The 25351-nt window shown below is 63.3% G+C and carries 26 protein-coding genes; 15 read left to right on the top strand and 11 right to left on the bottom strand.

All coding sequences use genetic code 11. The features are described from left to right. Positions 1-138: 138 nt before the first annotated feature. The 4 genes from ACFXS9_RS29905 to ACFXS9_RS29920 all read right to left on the bottom strand — a co-directional run bounded on the left by ACFXS9_RS29905 (position 139) and on the right by ACFXS9_RS29920 (position 2761). The gene (locus tag ACFXS9_RS29905) at positions 139-1083 is read right to left on the bottom strand and encodes an electron transfer flavoprotein subunit alpha/FixB family protein (RefSeq protein WP_392695091.1); all 945 of its coding nucleotides are present in this window, start codon (positions 1081-1083) and stop codon (positions 139-141) included. After that, positions 1083-1832: an electron transfer flavoprotein subunit beta/FixA family protein gene (locus ACFXS9_RS29910; protein ID WP_392695093.1), complete on the bottom strand. Its 750-nt coding sequence runs from the start codon at positions 1830-1832 to the stop codon at positions 1083-1085. Before ACFXS9_RS29910 ends, ACFXS9_RS29905 begins: the two co-directional genes overlap by 1 nt. A 138-nt stretch (positions 1833-1970) precedes the next feature. Then, positions 1971-2543: a cob(I)yrinic acid a,c-diamide adenosyltransferase gene (locus ACFXS9_RS29915; protein ID WP_213285728.1), complete on the bottom strand. Its 573-nt coding sequence runs from the start codon at positions 2541-2543 to the stop codon at positions 1971-1973. A 23-nt stretch (positions 2544-2566) separates the two neighbouring features. Continuing rightward, positions 2567-2761, bottom strand: coding sequence for a twin transmembrane helix small protein (locus ACFXS9_RS29920; RefSeq protein ID WP_392695096.1), 195 nt, complete (start codon positions 2759-2761; stop codon positions 2567-2569). Between the two features lie 145 nt (positions 2762-2906). On the opposite strand from ACFXS9_RS29920, the gene ACFXS9_RS29925 reads away from it, so the two are divergent. Further along, positions 2907-3800, top strand: coding sequence for a YihY/virulence factor BrkB family protein (locus ACFXS9_RS29925; protein WP_392695099.1), 894 nt, complete (start codon positions 2907-2909; stop codon positions 3798-3800). On the opposite strand, the gene ACFXS9_RS29930 is transcribed toward ACFXS9_RS29925, so the two are convergent. Together ACFXS9_RS29930 and gluQRS are read right to left on the bottom strand one after the other, a co-directional pair. Next, positions 3724-4977 (bottom strand): ATP-binding protein, encoded by a 1254-nt coding sequence (locus ACFXS9_RS29930; protein ID WP_392695102.1) that lies wholly within the window; start codon positions 4975-4977, stop codon positions 3724-3726. The two genes, ACFXS9_RS29925 and ACFXS9_RS29930, sit on opposite strands and share 77 nt — an antisense overlap. A gap of 64 nt (positions 4978-5041) precedes the next feature. Then, positions 5042-5944, bottom strand: coding sequence for a tRNA glutamyl-Q(34) synthetase GluQRS (gene gluQRS / locus ACFXS9_RS29935; RefSeq protein WP_392695104.1), 903 nt, complete (start codon positions 5942-5944; stop codon positions 5042-5044). 37 nt (positions 5945-5981) lie between these two features. Between gluQRS and ACFXS9_RS29940 the strand changes: the two genes are divergently transcribed. Continuing rightward, on the top strand, positions 5982-6674 hold the full coding sequence (locus ACFXS9_RS29940; protein ID WP_392695106.1) for a DNA-3-methyladenine glycosylase family protein: 693 nt from the start codon (positions 5982-5984) through the stop codon (positions 6672-6674). Here the strand turns inward: ACFXS9_RS29940 and ACFXS9_RS29945 are convergent. Beyond that, the gene (locus ACFXS9_RS29945) at positions 6631-7518 is read right to left on the bottom strand and encodes a LysR family transcriptional regulator (protein ID WP_392695108.1); all 888 of its coding nucleotides are present in this window, start codon (positions 7516-7518) and stop codon (positions 6631-6633) included. The genes ACFXS9_RS29940 and ACFXS9_RS29945 overlap by 44 nt on opposite strands. A gap of 210 nt (positions 7519-7728) precedes the next feature. Between ACFXS9_RS29945 and ACFXS9_RS29950 the strand changes: the two genes are divergently transcribed. The 5 genes from ACFXS9_RS29950 (at position 7729) to ACFXS9_RS29970 (ending at position 14714) form a co-directional block, all read left to right on the top strand. Beyond that, a complete protein-coding gene (locus ACFXS9_RS29950) occupies positions 7729-8703 on the top strand; it encodes an NAD(P)H-dependent flavin oxidoreductase (protein WP_392695110.1) in 975 nt (324 codons plus the stop codon). A 54-nt stretch (positions 8704-8757) separates the two neighbouring features. Then, entirely contained in the window at positions 8758-9945 is a 1188-nt protein-coding gene (locus tag ACFXS9_RS29955) for an ABC transporter substrate-binding protein (RefSeq protein WP_392695112.1), read from the top strand. Positions 9946-9978: 33 nt separating this feature from the next. Continuing rightward, a complete protein-coding gene (locus tag ACFXS9_RS29960; protein ID WP_392695115.1) occupies positions 9979-11511 on the top strand; it encodes an acyl-CoA synthetase in 1533 nt (510 codons plus the stop codon). Positions 11512-11732: 221 nt separating this feature from the next. Continuing rightward, positions 11733-12830, top strand: coding sequence for a DUF2855 family protein (locus tag ACFXS9_RS29965; RefSeq protein WP_392695118.1), 1098 nt, complete (start codon positions 11733-11735; stop codon positions 12828-12830). A 96-nt stretch (positions 12831-12926) separates the two neighbouring features. After that, entirely contained in the window at positions 12927-14714 is a 1788-nt protein-coding gene (locus ACFXS9_RS29970; protein WP_392695120.1) for a flavin-containing monooxygenase, read from the top strand. On the opposite strand, the gene ACFXS9_RS29975 is transcribed toward ACFXS9_RS29970, so the two are convergent. Next, positions 14653-15642 (bottom strand): DUF2380 domain-containing protein, encoded by a 990-nt coding sequence (locus tag ACFXS9_RS29975; protein WP_392695123.1) that lies wholly within the window; start codon positions 15640-15642, stop codon positions 14653-14655. The genes ACFXS9_RS29970 and ACFXS9_RS29975 overlap by 62 nt on opposite strands. Before the next feature lie 211 nt (positions 15643-15853). Between ACFXS9_RS29975 and ACFXS9_RS29980 the strand changes: the two genes are divergently transcribed. From ACFXS9_RS29980 to ACFXS9_RS29995, 4 genes are all read left to right on the top strand, one after another. After that, positions 15854-16087: a hypothetical protein gene (locus ACFXS9_RS29980; RefSeq protein ID WP_392695125.1), complete on the top strand. Its 234-nt coding sequence runs from the start codon at positions 15854-15856 to the stop codon at positions 16085-16087. Next, a complete protein-coding gene (locus ACFXS9_RS29985; RefSeq protein ID WP_392695127.1) occupies positions 16087-17211 on the top strand; it encodes a histidine kinase in 1125 nt (374 codons plus the stop codon). The genes ACFXS9_RS29980 and ACFXS9_RS29985 overlap by 1 nt, the downstream gene beginning before the upstream one ends. Before the next feature lie 2 nt (positions 17212-17213). Next, a complete protein-coding gene (locus ACFXS9_RS29990) occupies positions 17214-17894 on the top strand; it encodes a response regulator (protein ID WP_392695130.1) in 681 nt (226 codons plus the stop codon). A gap of 94 nt (positions 17895-17988) precedes the next feature. Continuing rightward, the gene (locus ACFXS9_RS29995; protein ID WP_392695133.1) at positions 17989-18957 is read left to right on the top strand and encodes a peptidyl-alpha-hydroxyglycine alpha-amidating lyase family protein; all 969 of its coding nucleotides are present in this window, start codon (positions 17989-17991) and stop codon (positions 18955-18957) included. Positions 18958-18980: 23 nt separating this feature from the next. Here ACFXS9_RS29995 and ACFXS9_RS30000 read toward each other — a convergent pair whose 3' ends face one another. After that, on the bottom strand, positions 18981-19913 hold the full coding sequence (locus ACFXS9_RS30000; protein ID WP_392695136.1) for a LysR family transcriptional regulator: 933 nt from the start codon (positions 19911-19913) through the stop codon (positions 18981-18983). 199 nt (positions 19914-20112) lie between these two features. Here ACFXS9_RS30000 and ACFXS9_RS30005 point away from each other — a divergent pair, with 199 nt between their 5' ends. Both ACFXS9_RS30005 and ACFXS9_RS30010 read left to right on the top strand, forming a co-directional pair. After that, complete coding sequence (locus tag ACFXS9_RS30005) at positions 20113-20538, top strand: YybH family protein (RefSeq protein ID WP_392695138.1); 426 nt, start codon at positions 20113-20115, stop codon at positions 20536-20538. Positions 20539-20781: 243 nt separating this feature from the next. After that, a complete protein-coding gene (locus tag ACFXS9_RS30010; protein WP_057842830.1) occupies positions 20782-21339 on the top strand; it encodes an HNH endonuclease in 558 nt (185 codons plus the stop codon). 151 nt (positions 21340-21490) lie between these two features. On the opposite strand, the gene groL is transcribed toward ACFXS9_RS30010, so the two are convergent. Both groL and groES read right to left on the bottom strand, forming a co-directional pair. Next, positions 21491-23131: a chaperonin GroEL gene (gene groL, locus ACFXS9_RS30015; protein ID WP_392695141.1), complete on the bottom strand. Its 1641-nt coding sequence runs from the start codon at positions 23129-23131 to the stop codon at positions 21491-21493. A gap of 54 nt (positions 23132-23185) precedes the next feature. Continuing rightward, positions 23186-23500: a co-chaperone GroES gene (gene groES / locus ACFXS9_RS30020; RefSeq protein WP_392695143.1), complete on the bottom strand. Its 315-nt coding sequence runs from the start codon at positions 23498-23500 to the stop codon at positions 23186-23188. A gap of 278 nt (positions 23501-23778) precedes the next feature. Here groES and ACFXS9_RS30025 point away from each other — a divergent pair, with 278 nt between their 5' ends. Together ACFXS9_RS30025 and ACFXS9_RS30030 are read left to right on the top strand one after the other, a co-directional pair. Continuing rightward, entirely contained in the window at positions 23779-24711 is a 933-nt protein-coding gene (locus ACFXS9_RS30025; protein WP_392695145.1) for a division plane positioning ATPase MipZ, read from the top strand. Positions 24712-24826: 115 nt separating this feature from the next. Next, the gene (locus tag ACFXS9_RS30030) at positions 24827-25129 is read left to right on the top strand and encodes a hypothetical protein (RefSeq protein WP_392695147.1); all 303 of its coding nucleotides are present in this window, start codon (positions 24827-24829) and stop codon (positions 25127-25129) included. The last annotated feature ends 222 nt before the right edge of the window (positions 25130-25351 follow it).

Below are 25351 nucleotides of genomic sequence, written 5' to 3' on the forward strand. Positions count from 1 at the left end.
CTCAGCTACGATATCATCAGACGCGAGGTTTCAGTCCCACCATTGGCACGTATTCTTCACGCGAAGCTTAATCCCCTTCGCCCGCATCCCCTTAAGGTAAACACCGGCCGGACGTTTGCGCGTCCGGCCGGTGTTCCGTTACTTTCCGAGCTTGCCGAGCGCGTCGGTCAGTTCAGGAACCGCCTGATAGAGGTCCGCGACCAAGCCGTAATCGGCGACCTGGAAGATCGGCGCGTCTTCATCCTTGTTGATCGCAACGATCACCTTGGAATCCTTCATGCCGGCGAGATGCTGGATCGCGCCGGAGATGCCGATTGCGACATATAGTTCCGGAGCGACCACCTTGCCGGTCTGGCCGACCTGCCAGTCGTTGGGCGCATAGCCGGCATCGACCGCGGCGCGCGAGGCGCCGACGCCCGCGCCGAGCTTGTCGGCGAGCGGCTCGATATATTTGGCAAAGTTCTCGCGGCTCTGCATGGCGCGGCCGCCGGAAACGATGATCTTTGCCGAGGTCAGTTCCGGACGGTCGCTCTTTGCCACCTCTTCGCCGATGAAGCTGGAGAGGCCCGGATCGGCCGCAGCGGCGGCGTTCTCCACCGGCGCACTGCCGCCCTCACCTGCCGCGGCAAAGGTCGAAGTCCGCACCGTGATGACCTTCTTGGCGTCCTTGGACTTCACCGTCTGGATCGCGTTGCCGGCATAGATCGGCCGCTCGAAGGTATCTGGCGAAACCACCTTGATGATCTCGGACACCTGCATCACGTCGAGCAGAGCTGCGACGCGCGGCATCACGTTCTTGAAGCGCGAGGTCGCGGGTGCGACGAAGGCGTCATAGCTAGGGGCCAGCGACACGATCAGCGCGGCCAGCGGCTCGGCGAGATCATGGGCATAGGCCGCATTGTCCGCGAGCAGCACCTTCTTGACGCCGGCAAGCTTGGCTGCGGCATCGGCCGCACCCTTGGCATTCTCGCCGGCGACCAGCACGTGCACGTCGGCGCCGAGCGCAGCGGCTGCCGTCAGCGTCTTGTTGGTCGCATCCTTGATCGACGCGTTGTCGTGTTCGGCAATCAATAGCGTCGTCATCAGAGAACCCCGGCTTCGGTCTTGAGTTTGGAAACGAGCTCAGCGACGTCCTTGACCTTGACGCCACCCTTGCGGCCGGGCGGCTCCGCTGTCTTGACTATTTCGAGATGCGGCGTGAGATCGACGCCGTAATCCGCGGCGCTCTTGTCGTCGATCGGCTTCTTCTTGGCCTTCATGATGTTGGGCAGCGACGCATAGCGCGGCTCGTTCAGCCGCAGGTCGGTGGTGACGATCGCCGGTCCCTTCAGCTTCACCGTCTGCAGGCCGCCGTCGACCTCGCGCGTAACCTTGAAGTCTGCGCCTTCAACTTCGAGCTTGGAGGCAAATGTCGCCTGCGACCAGCCGAGCAGCGCGGCCAGCATCTGGCCGGTCTGGTTCGAATCGTCGTCGATCGCCTGCTTGCCGAGAATGATGAGGCCGGGCTTCTCGGCATCCGCTACGGCTTTGAGAATCTTCGCGACCGCCAGCGGCTCGACATTGCCTTCGGCCTTGACCAGGATGCCGCGGTCGGCGCCCATGGCGAGACCGGTCCGGATCGTCTCCGAGGCCTGCGCCGGGCCGATCGACACCACCACCACTTCGGTCGCCTTGCCGGCTTCCTTCAGCCGCAATGCTTCCTCGACGGCGATTTCGTCGAACGGATTCATCGACATCTTCACGTTAGCGAGTTCCACGCCCGTTCCGTCGCTCTTGACGCGGACCTTGACGTTGAAATCGACCACCCGCTTTACCGGCACAAGAACCTTCATCGATCCTCTTTCGCTTGAATTCTGGGGTTTGATCAGCTTGTTATTAGCTTGGGCGCGGAACCTAAAGGTCCCGCTATCGGCGGTCAACGCGCGAAAGCCAAAAATCGGCCCCCGAAGGCCCTACCTTCAAGGCTTACCTTAACGGTTCTGACCCGGCACCCACAACACGTCTCCGGCCCCATTATCGTTCATGGCGCGGCTGGCCACGAACAGGAAATCGGACAGGCGGTTCATATACTGAATGGCAGCCGTGCTCACCGGCTCCTCCGGCCGCGCGGCGAGTTCCACCATGATCCGTTCCGCCCTACGGCATATGGTACGGGCGAGGTGCAGGTATGCGGCGGCGGGGGTGCCGCCGGGCAGCACGAACGAGGTCAGGGGCGCGAGATGATCGTTCAGCGCATCGATGTCGCGCTCGAGCCGCTCGACCTGGCTCGACAGCATCCGGAGCCGCTCGGCCTTGCCGTCGCGCTGAGGCACCGCAAGGTCGGCGCCGAGATCGAACAAATCGTTCTGGATCCGGCCGAGCATCGCATCGAGTTCGCGGGCATCGCCGAGGTGCAGCCTCACCACGCCGATAGCGGCGTTGGTTTCATCTACGGTGCCGTAGGCGCTAATGCGCAGATCGTATTTCGGGCGGCGCTCGCCGCTGCCGAGCGCCGTGGTGCCGTCATCGCCGGTCTTCGTATAGATGCGGTTGAGCACGACCATCGACGCTTCCCCTTTCCTGATCCTTATCTGCCCAACGACCACACCACGACCATCGTGATGACGATAGCGATGAACTGCAGCAGCACCCGAAGCCGCATCAGGTGCTGCGAGCGGTTCGGCGAGCCGCCCCGCATCATGTTGACGAGGCCGAGCACCAGCACGATAGCCACGGCCGCAACCGCGAGGGGGAGAACGATCGAACTCAGAAAGGATGCCATCGGCGGTACATAACACCGCAAGACGCCGACTTCCACACGTTCACAACTCCCGCACTACCGCTCGACGATCTGGCTTTTAATCCAATAATATCAGATGCTAGCCACGGCCTTAGGACCAGCCCGCCATCCCCCATCGAGGTGAGATGTGAAGCTCATTCGCTACGTCTACCTCGTCGTCATGGAGGCGTTTTACACGTTCCTCGCCGATGACGGCTGGGCGATCGCGAGCCACATCGCGCTGTCGACGCTGATGGCGCTATTTCCGTTCCTGATCGTGCTGACGTCGCTGGCTGGCTTTTTCGGCTCCAAGGAACTCGCCGATGGGGCCGTCGGACTGTTGCTTCAAACCTGGCCGCAACAGGTCGCCGACGCGCTGTCAGGCGAAATCCACGACGTGCTGACGACGACGCGCGGCGACATTCTGACCGTCGGCGCGGTGCTGGCGGTCTATTTCGCCTCCAACGGCGTCGAGGCGCTGCGGGTCGCGCTAAACCGCGCCTATTCGGTGGTGGAGCCGCGGGCGTGGTACTGGCTGCGGCTCGAATCGATCGGCTATACGCTGGTCGCCGCCGTCACGTCGCTCTTGATGGCGTTCCTGATCGTGCTCGGTCCGCTGATTCTGGAGACGGCGCGCCGCCACATTCCGTTCTTCGTCGAGTCCAACGAAAGCCTTCTCACCTTCGCCCGCTACGGCATCACGATCACGGCGATGACAGTGGCGCTGTTCGTGCTGCATGCCTGGCTGCCCTGCGGCCGGCGAAGTTTTCTGCAGATCCTTCCGGGTATCGTCGTTACGATGGTGGGGTCGCTGATCTCGGGCGTCGTGTTCGGCCAGTATCTGGCGCGCTTCGCCAGCAACTATGTGACGATGTATGCGGGACTTGCCTCGGTCATCATCGCGCTGGTGTTTCTGTATTTCATTTCGGCGATTTTCGTCTTCGGCGGCGAACTGAACGCAGCCATCATGAAGTCGCAACTGCCGAAGGGGATGTCGCTGCATGCAGCGCAGTCGCCAGGGCGCGCGGGCTCACAGGCTTGACCAGAAAGATCTCGGCGCCGGCGGCGCGCGACGCCGCCTCGTCCTCGCTGCGGCCTGATATGCCGATGATGGGAATGCGCCCGAGCGGCGGCTCCAGCGCGCGAATGCGCCTGATCGCCTCGACGCCGTCGATACCCGGCAGGACCATGTCCATCAACACCGCATCGAATGCGCCTTGCGCGAGCCGCTCGGGCGCCGCCTCGCCCTGGCCGATGAAGTCGGTCTGGTGACCGAGTTCGGTCAGGATCGTGTTGAGCACGACGCGGCCGAACGGATTGTCCTCGACGCTGAGCAGGCGCAATGGCCGGGGCGAACTGATCGATATCTCGCCATCGGCACCGGACGCCGCCGTCACGGCGTCCTTTGCGGGCGACATGACGACGTTGAGGGTAAAGGTGGCGCCGCCGCCGCGGCGTTGCGCCACGGTGATGTCGCCGCCCATGGCACGCGCCAGTTGCTTGACCGACGACAATCCGAGACCGGCGCCGCCGAAGCGCGATGCAATGGAGACATTGGCCTGTGAGAACGGCCGGAACAGGCGCTTGATTTCGTTCAGCGCAAGGCCGATCCCGCTGTCGGAGATCGCGAATGAAACGGCGACCTTGCCCTTCGGACCCCGCACAGGCGTGACCTGCAGCCCAACGCTGCCCTGTTCAGTGAATTTTACCGCATTGTCGATCAGGTTCTCCAGCGCGGCGCGCAGGCGGACGGGATCGCCGATCGCAAACCCTGGAAGCTTTTCGGAAATATCGACCGACGATTGCAGGCCCTTGGCCGCGGCGCGACCGGCCAGCGAATCGCCGGCATTACGGGCAAGCGTCTGCAGGTCGAAGTAGTCCTGCCGCACCTCGAGCCCGGGGCCACCGCTGCGCGCGGCATCGACGAACAGGGTCGCAAGGCTCGCCAGATGTTCCGCGCCCGCCTTGATGGTGTCGACCCAGCGCCGTTCGCGTTCGTCGAGGTCCGAGGTCGCGAGCAGATTGCTGATCGCGAGAATGCCGGTCAGCGGCGTGCGGACTTCGTGCGCAAAGGCCGCCAGCGCAGCCTCGACCATGCCGGGCGCAGCGATGGCGGACTTGCGCGTGCCGCGTTTTTTGACCGCGGCGCCGGATACGCGCGTTTTCGCTCGCCGCTTCTTGATTGTTCCCGTGGTGCGTGAGCGCCGCTTTGCCGCCATGGTCCCCCTTCCTCTGCCGCGACCAGCATGACACGCGATGGCGGCCGGTGTCACGGAGACGTTTTCAACAACCCGCAGTAGTACTACTGGAATCGTCGGGCAAACCGACGAGGCTGCGAATACCCGCAGGGGTGACACCTTGCCCACGCAATTCGCGCAAGGCCGTAGCTTGCGTCGATTTCGATAGCTTGTGTCCCGACGCATCCTCGATGAGGCGGTGATGCCGATACACCGGTTGCGGGATACCGAGCAACTGTTGCAACAGCAGGTGGACGCTCGTCGACCAGAACAAGTCCCTGCCCCGTACCACGTCGGTCACGCCCTGCAGGGCGTCGTCGATCACGACCGAAAGATGATAGCTGGTCGGCGTCTCCTTACGCGCCAGGATGACGTCGCCCCACGCCTCAGGGCGCGCGGCGACGACGCCGGTCTCGCCGCCGGGCCCTGCGCCCTCTTCCTGCCAGGCCAGTTCCTTCGTGCGCGCGAGTGCTGCCTGCATGTCGAGCCGCAGCGCGTAAGGCGCACCTTGCGAGATCAACTCTTGGCGCCGGTCCGGCGGCAGCGATTTCGCGACGCCCGGATAGAGCGGCGCCCCGTCGGGGTCGCGCGGCCAGGGCGCGCCAGCCTCGCGTTGCGCAACCAGACGGGCGATTTCCGCACGGCTCTCGAAGCTCGGATAGATCAGGCCCAAGCCTGCCAATTTTTCGACCGCTTCGCGATAGCGCGCAAAATGCTCCGATTGCCGCCGCACCGGTGTTTCCCAGGAAATCCCGAGCCAGGCGAGGTCTTCATAAATCGCCACTTCGAATTCCGGCCGGCAACGCGTCGCGTCGATATCCTCGATCCGCAGCAGAAACCGCCCGCCGCGACGCCGCGCGAGGTCAACATTCACGAGCGCCGAATAGGCGTGGCCGAGATGGAGGTAGCCGTTCGGGCTGGGGGCAAATCGGAAAACGGGTGGCGGCATTGATCTCTTTCACGGGACATGGTGGTTTTAAGGGGCAATGACCATTCACCTCAACAGCCAGTCCGATCTCGAAGACGCCGTCCACGCATTGGTCAAGCAAGACCCGAGGCTCAAGCCGATTTTTGAGCTCACGGGCATGCCGGCGCTGCGGCAGCGCGCGCCGGGGTTCGCGGGGTTAGCTGCAATCGTCTGCGGCCAGCAATTGTCTACCGCCAGCGCCGGCGCGATCTGGGCGCGGCTGACGGCCGCGTTCGATCCGTTCGATCACGAGGTCATCCGCAAGACCCGCGCCGACCGCCTCGGCCGGCTCGGGCTTTCGGCCGCCAAGATCAAGACGCTGAAGAACATCGCGCGCGAACTGGCTGCCGAGCGGCTCAATCTCGAGGTGCTGGCGGAAGAGGATGCGGATGCCGCCCACCACACGCTGACCGCGCTGCCCGGCATCGGCCCCTGGACCGCCGACGTCTATTTGCTGTTCTGCCTCGGCCATGGCGACGCCTGGCCGGCCGGCGATCTCGCGGTGCAGGAGGCCGTGAAGATCGGGCTTGGCCTGAAGACACGCCCGACCGTCAAGCAGATGGCGCCGCTGGCGGAACCGTGGCGTCCCCTGCGCGGCGCGGCGGCGCACCTGTGGTGGAGCTATTATCGCGTGCTGAAGAAACGCGAGGGCGTGCTTCCCGACAAGCTCATCCCCGCAACCTCACCCGATCCTCCCGAGCGCAAGCGGTGACGAAATCGATCACCGCGCGCACGGCGGGCAGGTCGACGAGATCGGGATGCGCGAGCAACCAGAGATCGGCCACGCTGACGAGTTTTTGCGGGGCGACGCGGACGAGTTCCGGATAGGCGGCGGCGACGAAACAGGACAGCGTCGAAATTCCAAGACCGGCGCGTGCGGCCGCGAGCATGTCGCCTTGCGAGGAACAGCGCATCGCCATCGAACCCTGCCGCGTGATCGCATCGCTCCAACGCGCCAGCCGCTCGTTCGACAACCGGTCGGCGAAGCCGATGACGCTGTGGCCCTTCCATTCGTCGCGCCGCTCGGGCAGACGACGCCGCGCGGCATAGTCGCGCGAGGCGTAAAAGCCGGTCCCGAGCCGGCCGATCTTGCGGCCGATCAAATTCTCCTCGCCGCTGTCGACGGGCCGCAGCACGACATCGGCCTCGCGGCGGCGGACGCTCGCCGGATACGGATGGGTAATGATCTCGAGCTGGATATGGTCGTGCTGGCGCAGAAACGGCCCGAGCCGCGGCATCAGCCAGTGCGAGGCGAGCGTGGCGCCGATCGACAGCTTGACCACGCCGCGCGCCTGCGCACCGGTCGCCGATACCGCGGCTTCGGCGCGCAACGCCGCCGCGGCCATCGCATCGACATGCTCGCGAAACTTCTGCCCATGCGACGTCAGCGAAAGACCTTCGTTGGACCGGGCGAACAGGGGAATGCCGAGCTGACCTTCCAGTTCGGCGATCTTGCGCCCAACCGTCGGATGACTGGAGCGCAAGCGGCGCGCGGCCGCCGCGAAGCTGCCGGTCTCGGCCACCGCGACGAAGGTCTTGCACAAGTCCCAGTCCATCGGTGCTCCCTACGGTTCAGATTGCTCCTGTTCATAACTGGATGAACGTCTGTTCAATATTGAACGAATGGCGGCTGCCGTCCAGCCTTATAGTAGCGGCAACAACAGCGCCCGGCCGGCGGCTCCGCCCGCGGTACGGCGCTCTCAATCAACATCATCGACGCAGTCCGGATTTTAAGTCCCGGCTTGGCGTTGCAAGGGAGAGACCGAATGCCGTTGCCTGCTTCGCTTGCCAATTCGCTCGAACTGCCGGTGGTGGGCTCACCCTTGTTCATCGTGTCCGGGCCCGAGCTCGTCATCGCCCAGTGCAAGGCCGGCATCGTCGGCTCGTTTCCGGCGCTGAACGCGCGACCGGTCGAAAAGCTCGACGAGTGGCTGAGCCGAATCGAGAACGAGCTCGGCGAGTACAAGGCGCTGTATCCGGAAAAGAAGGTCGCGCCCTACGCGGTCAACCAGATCTGCCACGCTTCCAACGACCGGCTGATGAAGGACATGGAGACCTGCGTGACGCACCAGGTTCCGGTCATCATCACCTCGCTGCGCCCGCCAGTCGAAATCGTCCAGGCCGCGCATTCCTATGGCGGCGTCGTGTTCCACGACGTGATCAACGTTAAGCATGCGCGGAAGGCGGCCGAACATGGCGTCGACGGCCTGATCCTGGTTTGCGCCGGCGCCGGTGGCCATGCCGGCACGCTCTCGCCGTTCGCGCTGCTGCGCGAAGTGAAGCAGTGGTTCAAGGGCACCGTGCTGCTGTCGGGTGCGATCTCGGATGGCTGGGGCATCGCGTCGGCGCTCGCGCTTGGCGCCGACATGGCCTACATGGGCACGCGCTTCATCGCGACGCAGGAGGCCAATGCCGATCCGGCCTACAAGGCCGCGCTGATCGACCACGCTGCGCATGACATCGTCTATTCCAACCTGTTCACCGGCGTGCACGGCAATTATCTCGGCCCGTCGATCGTGGCCGCGGGGCTCGACCCCGCCAATCTGCCGCAAAGCGACAAGTCGAAGATGAATTTCGGCTCCGGCGGCAACACCAAAGCCAAGGCGTGGCGCGACATCTGGGGCTCCGGCCAGGGCATCGGCCAGATCGCCGACGCGCCGCCGGTCGCAGAGTTGGTGGAGCGGCTCAGGTGCGAATTCGCCGACGCCAGCGACGAGTTTCTCAAGCGCGCGCGTGCGTAAGACACGCCGGTTTCGACAGCCAATCAAATAAAACAAAACAGAGGGATGGAAACAATGAGGATGTCGCGACATTTAGTGACGATCGCATTCGCGGTGTTGGCAAGTACCGCCGCTCTCGCCGAGGGCGACAAAGACGAGATCCGCATCGGCCAGACGCTGCCCTACAGCGGCCCGGCATCCGGCTTCGGCATCATCGGCCGGGCGCAGGAGGCCTATTTCGAGAAGATCAATGCCGAAGGCGGCATCAACGGCCGCAAGATCAAGTTCATCAGCCTCGACGACGCCTACTCGCCGCCCAAGACGGTCGAGCAGACCCGAAAACTCGTCGAACAGGAGGAAGTGCTGCTGATGTTCGGTTCGCTCGGGACCGCCACCAACAACGCGGTGCATCGCTACCTCAACAGCAAGAAGGTGCCGCAACTCTTCGTGCTCAGCGGCGCGACCAAATGGGCCGATCCGAAGAATTTCCGCTGGACCATGCCGGGAATGGCGGCCTACCAGTCCGAAGGCGTCGTCTATGCCAAGCATATCCTGCGGACCAAGCCTGACGCCAAAATCGCCATCCTTTCGCAAAACGACGATTTCGGCCGTGACTACGTCGCCGGCTTCAAGCGCGGCCTGGGAGACAAGGCCGCGACCATGATCGTGTCGGAAGCAACTTACGAAACCAGCGCGCCGACCATCAACTCGCAACTTGCGACGCTGAAGGCCTCCGGCGCCAACGTGATGTTCGGCGTCGTGCTCGGCAAATTCACCTCGCAGATGATCAAGGGCGTGGCCGAGATCAACTGGAAGCCTGACGTGTTATTCGTGCCGACCTCAGCCTCATCGATCTCGTTCCTGGAACCGGCTGGCCTGGAGAACGCCGTCGGCCTGATCTCATCCAGCAACGTGAAGGACACGCTGGACTCGCAATGGGCCAATGACCCCGGCGTGAAGGAGTATTTCGCCTTCATGAAGCAGTATCTACCGAATGCGGATTTGACCAATTCGAACTACGCTGCCGGCTATCATTATGCCAACCTCATGGTGAAAGTTCTGATGGCCTGCAAGGGCGATCTCAGCCGCGAGAACATCATGAAACAGGCGGCGTCGCTGCGCGAGGTGCCGTTGCCGCTGTTGCTGCCGGGCATAACGGTATCGACCGATGCCGACGACTATCTGCCGTTCCAGCAATTAAGGCTGCGTCGCTTCGACGGCAAAAGCTGGATCGGCTTCGACGAAATTCTGGATGATGGCTAGGGCTGAGGGCTTCGGCCGGCCAGGGAGGATAATTTGACATCGATCATCAGCGGCGAACGCCAGATCAGCTACCCCGACATCCACGCCCGCATCGCGCGGGCGGCGATGGGCTTCAAGGCGCTCGGCGTCAGTGGCGGCGTGCCCGTCGGCATGATGCTGCGCAACGATTTTGCGTTCTTCGAAGTCTCGGGCGGCGCAGCCGCGCTAGGCAGCCCGGTGGTGCCGATCAACTGGCATTTGAAGGCCGAGGAAGTCGCCTACATCCTCGCCGACAGCGGCGCGAAAATCCTGGTCTGCCATGCCGACCTGCTGCCGCAGATCAGGGACGGCCTGCCCGCCGACGTGCGGCTCCTGGTGGTGGCGACGCCGCCAGAAATCGCGGCCGCCTTCAACATCGCGCCCGCACTGACGCAAGTCCCCGACGGCATGACCGACTGGAACCGCTGGCGCGACACGCATGCGCCCTCGCAGGAATCGCCGATCGGCAGCGCGCCGATGTTCTATACCTCGGGCACCACCGGCCTGCCCAAGGGCGTGCGCCGCAAGCCGATGACGCCGGAACAGGCTGCGGCGTCGGCGCGGGTCGGCGGCATCGCCTATGGCGTCAAACCGAACGAAGACCAGGTCATCCTGATGAACGGCCCGATGTACCATTCGGCGCCGAACTCCTACGGCATGCTGGCATTCCGCAGCGGCTGCACAATCGTGCTCGAACCGCGCTTCGATCCCGAGGACATGCTGCAACTGATCGAACGTCATCGGGTTACCCACATCCACATGGTGCCGACGATGTTCGTGCGCCTGCTGCGGCTGCCGGACGACGTCAAGCGCCGCTACGATCTGTCGTCGCTACGCTTCGTCGTGCATGGGGCGGCGCCCTGCCCGCCGCAGGTCAAGCGCGCCATGATCGGTTGGTGGGGACCGGTCATCAACGAATATTTCGGCTCGACCGAAACCGGCATCCCGGTGTGGCATTCGGCCGAAGAGGCGCTGGCGAAGCCCGGCACCGTCGGCCGCGCCATCGAAGGCGGTGTCGTGAAAATCTTCCGTCCCGACGGCCAGCCGTGTGGCGTTGGCGAGCCAGGCGAAATCTTCATGCGGCAAATGTCCGTGCCGGATTTCGATTACCACGGCAAGGCCGAGGCGCGCGCCGAGGCCGGCCGCGACGGCCTCGTCAGCGTCGGCGACGTCGGCTATCTCGACGCAGACGGCTATTTGTTCATGTGCGACCGCAAGCGCGACATGGTGATCTCGGGCGGCGTCAACATCTATCCCGCCGAAATCGAGAACGCGCTGATCGGCATGGACGGCGTGCGCGACTGCGCGGTGTTCGGCGTTCCCGACGACGAATTCGGCGAGCGGCTTTTTGCGTGCATCGAGCCGGAAGCGGATGCGGCGCTGTCCCCGGCCGCCGTGCAGGAATTTTTGCGCGGACGTCTCGCCAATTTCAAGGTGCCCAGGGACATCCAGTTCATGGACGCCATGCCGCGCGAAGCCACCGGCAAGATTTTCAAGCGCAAGCTGCGCGATCTATATGCGGAAGGCAAACTGCGCGCGATGGCGTGAAGGGTCACCTTCCGACCCCCCTCCACGTCATTGCGAGCGAAGCGAAGCAATCCACCTCTCCTCACGGGGATAGATGGATTGCTTCGTCGCTCCGCTCCTCGCAATGACGGGGATAGCCTTCCTGCAACCAAATCGAACAGCGTTTTAAACATCATGGCTGTTGCAAAACGGTCATCGGTCGGCGCAAAGATCACTGCATGTAAAGCGCAGGGATCGAAACAATGTTATCCACCGACTTCGTCGTCGCCCGCAACGATCTGCAGCAATGCAAGACCATCGAGACGCAACTGCCCGCCGCGGCCGCGCTGCCTGACGAGACGCTGCTGGTCAAGGTGACGCGCTTCGCCTTCACCGCCAACAACATCACCTATGCCGTGCTCGGCGATCATCTAAAGTATTGGCAGTTGTTTCCGGCGCCCGAAGGTTTCGGCAACGTTCCGGTGTGGGGGTTTGGCGAGGTGATCGCCTCGAAGCATCCTGGCATCGCGGACGGTGAAATCCTGTTCGGCTACTTCCCGATGTCGACGCATCTCGTGATCGAAGCCGCCGACGTCAGTAAGCGAGCCTTGCGCGATGCCGCCGCGCACCGGCAGGGCGTGGCGCCGGTCTATAATGCCTATACTCGGGTCAGCGGCGATCCCTCGTTCGCAGGCAGGCAGGGCGCCTATCAGGCGCTGCTGCGCCCTTTATTCATGCTGTCGTTTCTGGTCGATGACTTTCTCGCCGAGAACGAATTTTATGGCGCAAAAAGCGTGATGCTGTCGTCGGCTTCCAGCAAGACCGCCTACGGGCTCGCGCATCTCCTGCACGCGAGAGGCAACGGCATCAAGACGATCGGCTTGACCTCGGCAGGCAACACGACCTTCGTCAAATCGCTTGGCTGTTACGACGAGGTCGTGACCTATGAGGACGTAAGCTCGCTGCCGACGAACTCTGCGGTCGCCTATGTCGACATGGCCGGCAATACTCCATTACGTGCAACGCTGCACCAGCACTTCGGCGACCAAATGAAATACAGCGGAATCGTTGGGCTGACGCATCGCAAGTCGTCGCCCGCTGATGCGGCACAGGCACTACCCGGCGCCAAGCCGCAATTCTTCTTCGCGCCGGACCAGATCCGAAAGCGCGCCAAGGAGTGGGGACCGGGCGGCGTCGACATGCGGTTCGGCGCCGCATGGTCTGGCTTCGTCCCGAATCTGGAACGTTGGATGAAGGTGACCGAGAACCATGGGCCCGCGGCGGTTCAACGCGCCTATCTCGACACCCTCAACGGCCGCGTGCCGCCGGATCAGGGGCTGATCCTGTCGCTCTCGGAATAGGCGGCATCTCCTTGCGCCCTTCCTGCATCGTCCGGAATAGGTATAGGCTCGCCCACAGGAAAACGCCGCGAAGACGGCCGGTGATGGGAAACGCCCATGCTCGACAGGACGGACGACAGTTCGGTTGCCGCCGACACTTGGCTTGCGCAATTCGAGGAAGCGCTCGGGAAACCCGATGACGCTCTGCTGAAGACGCTGTTCCATCCCGACAGCTACTGGCGCGACGTGCTGGCGCTGAGCTGGAACATCCAGACCCTGAACGGCAGAGAGGCGATCCTGAAAGCGCTGCCGCCGCTGGCCCGTGGCACTGAGCCCTGCGGCTTTGCCATCGCCCCCGATCGCGCCGCACCGCGCAAGGTGATGCGGGCGGGCACCAACGCCATCGAGGCGATCTTCAGGTTCGAGACCAAAGTGGGGCGCGGCAACGGCATCATCCGCCTGATATCAGATGCGGACGATGGCAACCGGCTGAAGGCCTGGACGCTGCTGACCGAGCTTGGCGAGTTGAAGGGCTTTGAGGAACAGCTTGGCGTCAATCGCCCGCGCGGCAACGCCTATTCGCGGGACTTTCGCGGGCCGAACTGGCTGGACCTGCGCAAGGCCTCAGCCGGATACTCGGATCATGATCCCACCGTGCTGGTCATCGGAGGCGGGCAATCCGGGCTGTCGATCGCCGCGCGGCTGAAGCAGTTGAACGTCGATACGCTGATCGTCGATCGCGAAAAGCGCATCGGCGACAATTGGCGCAAGCGCTATCACGCGCTGACGCTGCACAACCAGGTGCAGGTCAATCACCTGCCCTATATGCCGTTCCCACCGAACTGGCCGACCTATATTCCGAAGGACAAGCTGGCCAACTGGTTCGAAGCCTATGTCGAGGCCATGGAGCTGAATTTTTGGACCGAGACCGAGTTCGAGGGCGGCCGCTATGACGAGACGGAAGGTCGCTGGACGGTGACGCTGCGCTGCGCCGACGGAGCTAAGCGCAGCATGCATCCACGCCATGTCGTGCTGGCGACCGGCGTCAGCGGCATTCCGAGCGTGCCTGACGTTCCGGGATTGAAGGATTTCGCCGGCAAGGTGATGCATTCCAGCCAGTATGACGACGGTGAGAACTGGAAGGGCAAGCGCGCCATCGTGATCGGCACCGGCAACAGCGGTCACGACATCGCGCAGGACCTGCATTCCAGCGGCGCAAAAGTCACGCTGTTCCAGCGCTCTTCCACGCTGGTCGTCAGCATCGAACCGTCCGCGCAACTGGTCTACGCGCCTTACAATGAAGGCACGCTCGACGATAACGACCTGATCGTGACCTCGATGCCGCTCAAGCTGGCACGCAAGAGCCATGCGATCACCGCGGAGAAATCCAAGGCGCTCGACACGGAATTGCTCGAAGGGCTGGAACGCGTCGGCTTCAAGCTCGATTTCGGCGAGGACAACACGGGCTGGCAGTTCAAATATCTCACCCGCGGCGGCGGCTATTACTTCAACGTCGGCTGCTCGGACCTGATCATCAAGGGCGATATCGCGCTGAAGCAATTTGCCGATCTCGACACATTCACGACCGCAGGCGCGAAAATGAAGGACGGCGAGACCATCGACGCGGATCTCGTCGTACTGGCGACCGGCTACAAGCGCCAGGAAGAGCTGGTGCGAAAACTGTTCGGCGAGGTGGTAGAGAAGCGCGTCGGCACGATCTGGGGATTTGGCGAGGAGCAGGAACTGCGCAATATGTACAAGCGGACCGGTCAGCCCGGCCTGTGGTTCATCGCCGGCGGCCTCGCGCAATGCCGCATCGGCTCAAAACATCTGGCGCTGCAGATCAAGGCGATCGAGGAAGGGTTGTTGCCGCGAGGCGCGAGAGTTCTGCCTCGCGATCGCTGATTTGCCTGATGATGAAGGCTGCCGCGCGGCGCCAGGCTTCGTCATTGTCGCCGCGAAAGCTGACGAGGCGTTCGAACACCACCTTCCGCGACTTCACGTCGATGATATCGAATTTCGCCCATTGCACGAGCGTGCTCATCTTTTGAACGCTGCCGATCAGGAGAAGGTCGGCGCCGACCGCCTGCGCCTTGCCGAGCAACTGACTGGTAGTGAGGTCTCCGACAGAACAGGCGTTTGCCGGACAATCGAGATCGGCACTTTGCAGCTTTCCGCTCGCCGCCAGATCGCTACGTAGCGAGGCTTCGAAGGTGCGTCGGCGCCGCAAATGGTCGGCGCTTTGATCGATGACCTCGCCCGAGGTGTCGATATATTCGATTTCGGCGACCGCGAAGATGAGCGGCTTGTCCTGCGCCCGATCCAGCAGACGGTTCTGGATCAGCCACCGCGCCCCGCGGCTCCAGGCCACATTGGCGCCCATGCGCAAATCCGTCTGCTCGACCGCGACGATCGCCCCGGATCCGGCGTCGCGCATCTTGAAGGTGACCGCGTATTCCGTTCGGGTGATGCGCGTGACGATCCCGATCATCGACTGATCTGCGCCGAGGTCGGCGGCGATCCTGGCTTCGCAGCCGTCGCAATCCCGCAACTTGCCAGTCTTCGCCGCCTGGTCGTTCACGGCGCTGACGTCGATGATTTGGTAGCGCCCGGATGCCGCGATCAGCCGACGGGTTTCCTCCGTCGAAAGCCGCAATTGCTCGCGGTCGATGTCATCAGGAGGGACGTAGGCGGCTGCGGCGCTGAAATCCTCCAGTTCGAAGGGAAAGACTGCAATCTTGATCGGAGGCGGCGTGGCCGTCTCGGCGGCCTCAGCCGTCGCGAGCGTGGCCAGCGCAATGGCCGGAGCGAGGATAGTGGCGATGGAGCGCATGGATCACCTCGGAACTGCTAACGCGGAGCTGCCTTATTCGCCGCGATTTCGCCCGATCTGCTGCCCCGCCGAAACGGCAGCTTTCCCTGCATCGGCCGGGTGAAATACCCGATCTTGGCTTGCCCCGCTTTCTTCCCGGGGAAATTTGCTTCTATAGTCTAAGCCTATGGGAGGGAGCTTGCGACAGGCATCCAACTCTGTGGCGAGGCCTGTGCCCGCCATCGATCTGAAGCTGCGGCTGGCGTTACGCGTCGCGACGCTTGCGGCAGCTTGCTTCATCGCCGTCGCGGCCTACGCCTTGTTCGACAGCGACCGTGCGGCCAGAGCCAAAGCGAGCCGAATCGCCGAGATCGTTGCCCGGGATCTCTCGTTGCAGCAATCGCAGGCGCAATGGCTCTCCGTCTCCATTAACGCAACGCCGGATTTGCAGGAATCGCGGCGCTGATGGAGCCGGGCCTTTGCATTGCCTACCGCGACAATACCGGCGCGTTTCGCCAGGGCATCTGCAGTGGCGCGCCCGCAGACGAAAAGGCCGCGCCCGAAAGCTTCGCCTCCCTCTATCGCACCGTCTTTCGTCCGGGTGAACCGGTCTCGATGCCGGTCCTCGTTGCCGGCAGCGCTCGGGGCATGGCGGTCGCAACCTTCGACCCCGCCACGCAGATCGGCCAGAGCTGGCGCGAGGTGAGCCGGCTGCTCTCCATCATGGCTTTCGCGCTGGCCGGGCTTTGTGTCGCGGTCTATGCCGCGCTGGCGCGGGCGCTGCGGCCGACCCAGGCCATTGCCACGGGACTGCGGCAATTGGCGGCTAACGATCTTTCCGCGCGCCTGCCGCGTTTCGACCTTGCGGAATTGTCGGCAATTTCCGGCGTCTTCAACACCCTCGCACGGCGGCTGCAGGCAACGCTTGCCGAACGCAACGCCTTGACGCGAAAACTGATCGAAGTGCAGGACGAGGAGCGGCGCCATCTTGCGCGCGAGCTGCACGACGAATTCGGCCAGTCGCTTTCCGCCATCGCGGCGCAGGCTGCCGCCGCCGCTCACACCGCGGAGCGCCAATGCCCGCCACTGTACGAGGAATGCCGGGGCATCTCGCGTACGACGGCGCATATGATGGAAACCTTGCGCGGCGCGCTGGTGCGCCTGCGGCCGCCCGACGTTGAGGAACTCGGCCTCACCCTCAGCCTCGAAAGCCTGGTTGCGAGCTGGAATGGTTTTGAGAAGGGCCGCACCCGATTCGAGATTGCCGTCAGTGGCGAGGCCGACGATTTGCCGCCCGGTGTCAGCGCAAGTCTTTATCGTATCGCGCAGGAGGCGATCACCAATGCGGCCAAGCATGCACAGGCTAGGTGCGTGCGATTGCGTCTCGAGGCCGGAGACGCCGAGATCGTCCTGACCGTCGAGAACGACGGCGAAGCGGCCAGCGCCAACCTGAAGCCGAAAGCCGGCATGGGACTGCTCGGCATGCAAGAGCGCGTGGTTTCGCTCGGAGGGACCTTGCAATTCGAGCGGCGAGAGGCGGGCGGCGCCCGACTTGTCGTGCGCATTCCCACGATGCGGGTGGAGTCTTAGACATGGCAGCCTTAGATTTGGCGGACGCCGGTGGCCGCACGCGCGTGATGCTGGTGGACGACCATGCCATCGTACGCGAGGGCTATCGCTCGCTGTTGCAGAAGCAGGATCGCCTGCAAGTCGTCGCTGAAGCCGACAATGGGGCCGACGCCTATCGCGTCTACAAGGACGCCAGGCCCGACCTCGTCATCATGGACCTGTCGATGCCAGGAATTGGCGGGGTCGAGGCTATCAGGCGAATCCGGCAATGGGACAAGTCGGCGCGCATCCTGGTCTTCACGATGCACCAAAGCGCGGCCTATGCGGTCCAGGCAATCAAGGCGGGCGCACGTGGCTTCGTCACCAAAAGCAACCCGCCCGACGCGCTGCTGCGCGCGATCGCCGAGGTCATGGCCGGCCGCATCGCGCTCAGCCCCGACATCGACCGCGAGCTCGCCATCAACCGGCTCACCGGCGAGCCTTCGGCAGTCGACGCACTGAGCCCACGGGAATTCGAAATCCTGCGCATGCTGCTGGCGGAGAAATCCGTGGATGAGATCGCAAACACGCTGCATATCAGCGTGAAGACCGCGGCCAACACGCGCTATCAGATCCGCGCCAAGCTCGGCGTCGCCTCCGACATCGAATTGGTACGCCTGGCGCTTCGCCAGCGGATCATCGCGGCGGAGGATATCGGGAGCTAGGCTGGAAGAAGTGTGCCATGCGCAAATCCCCCTCGTGCTTCGGGCAGTTGTTTGCAACACTCCCGGCCAACAAATATCAGATCGGGAGAAGCGCATGTCGGCCATTCTCGGCTCGGGCGAGCACCGTTACCGCGTCGTCGAAAACTGGGCGAAGCTGCCGGACGGCTGGAGCCTGACCGACGTCGCCTCCGTCGCCGTCGACAGCAAGGACCGCATCTACGTCTTCAATCGCGGCGCCCATCCGATGGTGGTGCTGGACCGCGAGGGGAATTTCATCAAGAGCTGGGGCGAAGGCCTGTTCAACCGCGCCCACGGTTTGCACATCGATGCCGACGACCATCTCTATTGCACTGATGACGGCGACCACACCGTGCGCAAGTGCTCCACAGAAGGCAAGGTGCTGCTGACCATCGGCATCCCGAACAAGCCCGCCCCATTCATGAGCGGCGAGCCGTTTCACCGCTGCACGCATACCGCGTTGTCGCCGAAGGGCGAGATCTACGTCTCCGACGGCTACGGCAATGCCTGCGTCCACAAATATTCGCCTGACGGTAAGCTCCTGAAGACCTGGGGCGAGCCCGGCACCGATCCCGGCCAGTTCAACATCGTTCACAACATCGCCACCGACGTCGACGGCTGGGTCTATGTCGCCGACCGCGAGAACCACCGCGTGCAGGTGTTCGACGGTAACGGCAAATACGAGACGCAGTGGAATTATCTACACCGGCCGTGCGCGCTGTGCTGCTGCGGCGGCAAACAGCCGAATTTCATCGTCGGCGAGCTCGGCCCCGGCATGGCCGTCAACCGCAATGTGCCCAATCTCGGTCCGCGGCTTTCGATCGTGGATTCGAAGGGCAAGCGCATCGCCCGGCTCGGCGGCGAAAACGGCCCAGGGCTGGAGGCCGGCAAATTCCTCGCGCCCCACGGCATCGCGCTGGATTCCAGGGGCGACATCTATATCGGCGAGGTCGGCGTCACCGACTGGAAGACCAGCTTTCCGGATACGCCGATGCCACTGGAGGTCGGGGTGACGCGCTGCCTGCAGAAGCTGGAGAAGATCTAGACCGGTGCTAGGGCAAGGCCTTGCTAGCGCCGGAGGCCGGAAACGCGGGACTGGCCTCGCCCGTCAAACAGGCTGTGCTCACGGGCAAGGCCTTCTCCGACAATATCGAAGAAGGCGCGCACCCGTGCGGTCCTCTTCAGATCGGCGTGGGTGACGATCCACAATTCGCCGACCAAATCCGGCACCGCATCCGGCAGCGCGCGGGCGAGATCGCGATCCTCGTCGCCGAGATAGCAGGGAAGCAGCGCGAGGCCGATGCCGGCCTTCGCCGCGATGAACTGATTGACGAGGCTGTTGGTCCGGTAGACGAAGGCATCATCCGGCACCATTCGATTGAGCCAGTCGGCCGCCATGATGCCAACTGCGGTTTCTTCCCATCCGATCAGGGCGTGGTGGCCGAGATCTTCCGGGGATGAAACGGCCCCGCCTCTTTCCTTGAGATAGCCGGTTGCGCCGTAAACCGTCCATGCGACGTCGGCGAGCTTGCGACCCCAGAGATCGCCCTCCTTCGGCCGCATCGGACGAAGCGCGATATCGGCCTCGCGGCGCGAGAGATTGAGGACGCGGTTGTCGACCACGAGCTCGACGACGATGCCGGGATGGGTTCGCCGGAACGCGGCGAGATGGCTGGTCAGCTTTCGATATGCCAGCGTTTCCGAGGAGGTTACGCGCAGGCGGCCGGAGGGACGGTAATCCCGCCCCGCAATGTCGCGGTCGATGGCGAGCGCCTCATCTTCCATCCGCTCGGCCGCTGCCGCCATCCGCTCGCCGGCCGGCGTCGCTTGATACGCTCCGCCGGGAAGACGCTCGAACAGACGCACGCCGAGCCGCGTTTCCAGAGCATTCAGGCGCCGAAACGCGGTCGAGTGATCGATATCAAGCGCTTTGGCGGCGCCGGTGAGGCTGCTTGCCCGATGCACCGCCAACACGAGTTGGGGCTCGTTCCAGTCCTCCATGGCGCACACGTAAGCGCCGCTTGCAGTTTCGCAAGTGACGCTGGCGTATTCCCAACGTGCTTTCCGCCGCGCCAAACGTTACCTACCGCAACGGGAAGCGAGATGAGGAACTTAAGGTGACACCGATCCGGCCTTGCACCGGAGCGTGAGGCCACGGCCTCCTCGCATCGACAACCTTCAACACATGGGAGTCCGAGAAATGGGAGCTCCGTCCCCCGAACTTTGCAATCTCTGGCTGGCACGCGCGTTCAATGCGCAGGACGTTGACGCCGCGGCAGCGATGTATCACCCCGACGCCTCGATCGTTCAGGTCGACGAGGTCCATGGCGGCAGCAGCGTCGCGCGCGGCGCCGACGGCATCCGCAAGACGATGGCGGCCTATGTCGGATTGAAGCCGCACATGGATGTCGTCACCCATCACACGACGGTTTCCGGCGACTTCGCGATGACGCGGTCGCAGTGGCTGATCAAGGGCACCGACGAAAACGGCAAGCGCACCGAGGTGCATCACCACGGTATGGAGGTCCACCGCCGGATGCCCGACGGCACGTGGGTATTCTTCATGGATCACCCGTTCGGTGCCGATCCGAGCTGGGCGGTCGAAGCTCCGCCGCACACCGAATAGTCGCGCACACAGCCCACGCCGGAGGCGAATCGCCCGGCCTGGGCCGCCTATCACGATGCATTGACCGCGAATGTCCGGCATTGGCGAGGTAAGGAACCGAGGCTTTTTCCAGGGGCACGGCAGAGAATCACGCGTTCCTGCTGCTGGATAAGCCCCGGAACGCTCTTCACAATCCCGTCACGCTGCCTGTAGTATGCAGAGCACACGCTGCTTCGCAGCTAACATGGGGGTCAGGAGCGTTACTTGAACGCACATGTCTCGCAGGGCGGATGGCCGGTATTGGTGCTGAACGCGGATTTCCGGCCGCTGAGCTACTACCCGCTGTCTCTCTGGTCGTGGCAGGACGCGATCAAGGCGGTGTTTCTCGATCGCGTCAACATCGTCGAGCACTACGACCGCGCGGTGCATAGCCCGAGCTTCGAGATCCAGCTTCCCAGCGTGGTGTCGCTCAAATCCTTCGTCAAGCCGACCACGCATCCCGCCTTCACCCGATTCAACGTCTTCCTGCGCGACCGCTTCGTCTGCCAGTACTGCAACGCGCATGACGACCTGACCTTCGATCACATCATTCCGCGCAGCAAGGGCGGCCAGACCACCTGGGAGAACGTCGTCGCGGCCTGTTCGCCATGTAACTTGCGCAAGGGCAATCTGACTCCGCAGCAGGCGAAGATGTTTCCGCGGCAACACCCGTTCGCGCCGACGGTGCATCAGTTGCACCGCAACGGGCGATTATTTCCGCCGAACTATCTGCACGATAGCTGGCTGGATTATCTTTATTGGGATACCGAGCTCGATCCGTAACAGCCCGCCGCGGGCTGTTGATGGTCGCCTGATCGGCGGCACGCCGAGCTCGACCCATAGGCGGAGCGGTTCAGAATTCGTAGAGCGAGATACCCATCGCCGACGAAACGGCGATTTGGCGCGGTCGAAGACGCGCCAATCACCCGCGAGTTTAGATCTGATAATCCATATCGGCCATGCCCGCACCCGGAGCTGTCGGCGGCGACTTCTTCTTCGGAAGTTCAGCAACCATTGCCTCCGTGGTGACGAGGAGACCAGCTACAGATGCTGCGTCCTCAAGCGCGGTGCGCACCACCTTGGTGGGATCAATAATCCCCTTTGAGATCAGGTTGCCGAACTCGCCGGTCTGGGCATCAAAGCCGAAGGCGTATGTATCCTTGTCCAGGATCTGTCCAATCACGAGCGAGCCATCCTCGCCCGCGTTGATCGCGATCTGGCGGGTCGGCCACGAAAGCGCTTTCTTGACGATCTCGACGCCATAGCGCTCGTCCTCGTTGGCTGGTTTCAGCCTGTCGAGCGCCTTGCCGGCGCGGAGCAGGGGAACGCCGCCGCCGGGCAAAATGCCTTCCTCGACTGCCGCGCGGGTCGCATGCAGCGCGTCGTCGACGCGGTCCTTGCGCTCCTTCACCTCCACTTCGGTCGCCCCACCGACACGGATCACCGCGACACCGCCCGCGAGCTTGGCGAGCCGCTCCTGGAGTTTCTCACGATCGTAGTCGGAGGTGGTCTCCTCGATTTCGGCCTTGATCTGGGTAATGCGAGCTTCAATGTCGGCCTTCTTGCCGCCGCCGTTAACGATCGTGGTATTTTCCTTATCGATCCTCACATGCTTGGCATGGCCGAGCATTTTGATGGTCACGCTCTCCAGCTTGATACCGAGATCCTCGGAAATCATGGTGCCGCCGCTAAGGATGGCGATATCCTGGAGCATCGCCTTGCGACGATCGCCGAAGCCGGGCGCCTTCACCGCCGCGACTTTCAGTCCGCCACGCAGCCTGTTTACGACGAGGGTGGCGAGCGCCTCCCCCTCCACGTCCTCGGCAATGATGAGCAGCGGCTTGCCTGACTGCACGATGGATTCGAGCAGCGGCAGCATTGGCTGCAGTCCCGACAGCTTCTTTTCGTGGATTAGAATATAGGGGTCTTCGAGCTCGACCCGCATTTTTTCGGCGTTGGTGATGAAGTAGGGCGAGATGTAGCCGCGGTCGAACTGCATGCCCTCCACCACTTCAAGCTCGGTCTGCAGCGACTTCGCCTCCTCGACTGTTATTACACCGTCGTTACCGACCTTCTTCATGGCGTCGGCGAGGAAGCGGCCGATCTCGGCGTCGCCGTTGGCCGAAATGGTTGCAACCTGCGCGATCTCATCGTTCGATGTGATCTTTTTCGAGTTCTTCTCGATATCGCCTATCAGGGCATCGATAGCGCGATCGATACCCCGCTTGAGGTCCATCGGATTCACGCCCGCGGCGACAGCCTTCGCTCCCTCCTTCACGATCGCCTGGGCAAGCACGGTGGCAGTGGTGGTGCCGTCGCCAACCCGATCGGACGTCTTGGACGCGACCTCGCGCACCATTTGGGCGCCCATGTTCTCGAACCTGTCTTCGAGCTCGATCTCCTTGGCGACGGTGACACCGTCCTTGGTGATGCGCGGCGCGCCGAACGACTTTTCGAGAACGACGTTTCGGCCCTTCGGTCCGAGCGTTACTTTCACCGCATTGGCGAGAATGTCGACGCCGCGCAGCATCTTCTCGCGGGCATCGACCGAAAATTTGACTTCCTTGGCAGCCATGGTCTTGCTCCTAAGATACTGTTCATCGGTTACCCATTACATCGGGGCGGGCTTTCAGGCGGCCTTGCGACTGGCGCCGGACTCCACCAGCACGCCCATGATATCGTTCTCCTTCATGATCAAATACTCGGTGTCGTCGATCTTGACCTCGGTGCCCGACCATTTGCCGAACAGCACGCGATCGCCCACCTGAAGGTCGATCGGAACGAGCTTGCCGGCCTCGTCGCGCCCGCCGGGCCCGACCGCCACGACCTCCCCCTGTTGCGGTTTCTCCTTGGCGGTATCGGGGATGATGATGCCTCCGGCAGTCTTTTCCTCGGCCTCAATGCGCCTGACGACGACCCGATCGTGAAGCGGACGGAATTTCATTGCGCTCCTCCTCGGCTGTTTGTGGAGATGACAGGAAATCACAGCCGTCGACAGGCGGAAGTCTACGGCTGACATATGCGACCTAGGTGGGTCAGAATTGCGCTTCAAGTGACTTGCAGAAAAATGATTGACGACAGCGGGGGTTGCAGGCGTTCCAGGAACAAACGGCGCCACGCTTCTGTTATGTCGTTGCCTGCCGCACGGGACTGCCGCGCCTTTGCGGGGCGCCCGTCCTGAGCAGGCTTGAAAAGCAACCGACGGTTCGTGGAGGCGCAGCCGTGCTTACCGCGCCTGCATATCAATTGCGCCCGTCGCCGCCGCCGCATGTCGTCGTGGTCGGAAACGAGAAGGGCGGCTCGGGTAAAACCACCATCGCGATGCACGTTGCCGTTGCGCTGCTGAAGGCCGGCCAGCGCGTCGCAACCATCGACCTCGACGGCCGGCAACGGACCCTCACCCACTACGTCGAGAGCCGGCGCGGTTGGGCGCGGCGGAGCCAGGTCGATCTGGAACTGCCGACGCATTTCTGCATCGCACGCGTCGAAGGCCCCATGGTGGCGGAAAACGAGGTCGCCGAATGCTCCGATTTCCAGCGGGCCGTTGCCGCCGCGCAGGATCGCCATGACTTCGTCGTGATCGATACGCCCCCGCATGACAGCTACCTGATGCGGCTCGCCCATTCGATCACGGACACCCTGGTGACGCCGCTGAACGACAGTTTTCTCGACCTCGACGTGCTGGCGACACTCGATCCGGTTACGTTGACGGTCACCGGGGTCGGCCATTACGGCGAGTTGGTGCGCGAGATGCGCCGGCATCGCCGGCCGGTTGACGGCGCCCTCATCGATTGGGTGGTCGTGCGCAATCGCATTTCGGCGCAACGATCATCTATCGTCCCGGTTCTTTGCGGCTGTTTGCAGGAACTTGCCCTCGATGCAGGTTTCCGGGCCGCGACTGGCCTTCAGGAGCGGGCGATTTATCGCGATCTTTTTCCCCGTGGGCTGACCGCGCTGGACGAGCTATGCGAGACAATGCCCGACACCGACGTGGAGGAGGCATCTCGCCTCGCCGCGCGCCGCGAGGTTGAGGGCCTGCTCGAGGCGTTGAAGCTGCCAATCAACGATCGCGGTCGCCGCCGTGCAGCGCTTCGCGCCGAATGGTTTGCTTCTCACGACAGCCCGCTGGATACCGAGATCCTGGCCAATCCGTGAGCGGGGGGCGTCATTACGGAGCTTGCGTCCAAAAAACTTCGTGAGCGTCGGGAACGGCCGCGCGCGGTGTGGGTTCGTTGGAGGCCGTAACAAGCAGCAAAGGAGATTGCGGAACATGACAATGAGATCGCGCATTTGCTCGATGGCCGGCGTGGCAGTCGCCGGCTCGTTGGCCTTCGGCGTCACCAGCGCATCCGCGCAGGCGATCTATGTCGATAGATACGTCGACCCCTATCCCGTGGCAGTGGCTCCCGGTAGCGTTTACGTCGCACCGGCGCCGGTTGTCGCGGCGCCGCCGATTGTACGGCCACGCACCGTGGTGGTGAGCCGTCGGGCCTATGTGCCGGCCCCGTCGTTTGGCGCTGCAGTGCCTATCGACTACGGATCCTACGGCAACATTGTCGTTTCTGACTGGTGAGCCGACTGCGTAGACGCCCGCGTAGGAAGGCCCCGCCGAGGCGGGGCCTTTTCTTTTCGCGGTCTGCCTCGCAGCTCGCCGATCCCTCGAATTCCTTGAGGAGCGGTTGGGCCGGACTTGGCGGCGCGCAATGCAAGCTGCGCCTTCACTCCGCGATCCAATTCTGTCACGATAGCTTTGAGGCGCCAGCCTCGTCACAACACAAGAGCGGCATCAACGCTC

Source organism: Bradyrhizobium sp. RDI18, from assembly GCF_043203335.1.
Classification (GTDB): Bacteria; Pseudomonadota; Alphaproteobacteria; order Rhizobiales; family Xanthobacteraceae; genus Bradyrhizobium; species Bradyrhizobium retamae.